This is a genomic window from Leisingera sp. F5 (assembly GCF_001593695.1).
The window spans coordinates 1-2,070 of sequence record NZ_LUKH01000583.1 but is presented as its reverse complement, the minus strand read 5'-3'; the positions used below and the strand labels follow the sequence as shown (position 1 = coordinate 2,070).

Annotated in this window: 1 protein-coding gene; it reads right to left on the bottom strand. The window is 57.1% G+C overall.

From position 1 onward, the window contains the following. Window positions 1–66 precede the first annotated feature (66 nt). Window positions 67–1,998, bottom strand: coding sequence for a flagellar hook-length control protein FliK (locus A2I95_RS33515; RefSeq protein ID WP_291736781.1), 1,932 nt, complete (start codon window positions 1,996–1,998; stop codon window positions 67–69). Window positions 1,999–2,070: the final 72 nt, after the last annotated feature.

The following is a 2,070-nucleotide window of genomic DNA, read 5'->3' as shown; positions in this document are numbered from 1 at the left end:
GATGGCGTCAGCGGGTTGGATTGCCCTGCGGCAGCGCCCGCGGATGTAACTGCTGTTGTCATGTGTTCAGACCCTCATATCCACACCGGCTGCTCCGAGCCGGAGGTTTTTTATTGCTGCTTCGCCGGCGTCCATTGCATCGGGGCCGCCTGTCTCTGTTGTTCCGCTGGGCAGCCCGGAACCGCCCTCCGCGTCTTCGCCATGGTGCCCCCCGCCGGCCTGTCCGCCGCTGAATTCAAAAGAGATGTCTTCATATCCCATGCGGCGGAATTCCTCCGCAAGTTCATGGATGTGGCGGCGCATCAAATCTCCGGTTTCCGGACGTTCCGTCTGGATGATCATGGTGATGCCTGTTTCGGTGGAAACCACGCGCATTTTCACATGGCCCAACTCCTGGGGGTTCAAACTCACCTCAACCTTCTGCTCGCCTTTGGCTGCAAATGCTTCAGCCATCTGGGCCGCAATCATGCGCGGCGCTTCTGGCCGGTGCGCCCCATTTGTGCCAATTGAGGCTTCCGTCAGCAGCTGCGTCAATCCCGGTACCTCACTGGACAAGCCCAGCGTTCCGGCCAGCGCTTCATCGGTTCCGAACAACAGCTGCGATCCTGTTTTTCCAGCATTCATCCCGCCGGCAAGCAGTGGCTGCAGCTGAGCAGCTGACCACTGAAGGATTTGCGGCGCTGCGGGCAATGTGACCGTCCGGACTTCACTGCCTTTCAACGGATCGGCTAACGGGCGCTCAACTCCGGCTGATTCCGCTTTCACCTGCGCTCCATTTCCGTTCGAAACAGGTGTGAAAGCCAGGTCACTTTTCTGACCCGATCCCTTCACAGCAACCTGGTTGACCGCAATGCCCGGATTTTCTCCTTGCGCAGACGGATAGCCAGCCCTCGCTATGCTTTCAGGTTCTTCACCAATCGACTGAGGCACCGCTTGGGTACCTGAACTTGTACCAGTCTCGAGCGATTTCGGCTGTGCCGCGCTGATTGCTGTTCCGTTATTGATTTGCCTTAAGCCGTCGCTAGCTTGTGTCTTTTCAGCCCGAGCCCTTTCGGTGGCTGGCACAGCTGATTGAGCAGCAGTCTCAAGCGAAACGCGGGCAGCGTCTGCCCGGCGATTTCCAGATTCCCTTACGTCAACCCTGCGGGCCCCGGGTTCAGTACTATCCCCCCGCGGCTTTGTGGCTGAGTTCTCTGGCGCAGCTGCTGGCGCGCTTGCTGCTGCCTGTGGTGCTGATTGAACTGAAGGCTGAGTTTTCTCTGAGTTTCCAACTTCCCCGGCCTTCTCAGCAAGTTGCACGTTGCCTTCAACTGCTGGACCGTGATGAATAGCTGCCCCTGCTTTGAGGCCCGCAACCTGATCAGTGGGATTTGCGCTGGAGGCTGCTTTGGATATAGCACCTGGTTGATTGTTTTCCTCGACAGGTGGAACTGCCCCGGGATTAATACCGGCGTCGGCCCCAGAGCCCTTCACAATCGGCAGTCCGCTCCGCTGCTCAGCGGCCCGTGCTTCAACTCTTTCTCCAGCTGCTATACTGACGCCCTGCGGGGACTGAATTTTAGTCTCTGCGGCATAGGCCTCTTCAGCGGTGGAAGTTCCAGTTTTCTGCAACCCAGAAGCCACTTCCGCATCGGAAAAAATTGCTTCAACCTTGAAGTGTTTCTGTGCCGATGTATCCTGCCCCACTTCGAAGGGTGTGCCTTGGCTTGCCTGAACCGGTACGCCCTCGGGTACGTCCTGCACAGCCTTAATGCCTGTGCTTTGGCTTTCGTCGCTGTCCTCGGCCGTACTCTCCTGCATCTTGAGTTCAGCTTCGGTCTCAGCCGATTCGCTCTCGGTCGATTGCAGTTCATCCGCCCGTTCACCTGAGCCGGGATGAACAGACATAAAGTCTGAGAAGTCCCTGGAAGTGTTTGATTTTTTACCGCCTTCTGGAGAGACAGACGGCGACTTACCAGCAGAGCCGGCTTCCAAGCCAAGGATTGAATTCATATTCATGATCGTTTTCCAGACATTCTATCTCGACCCGGACAGACATACCCCAAAGCGGTTACGGCAATTTTAACCGGT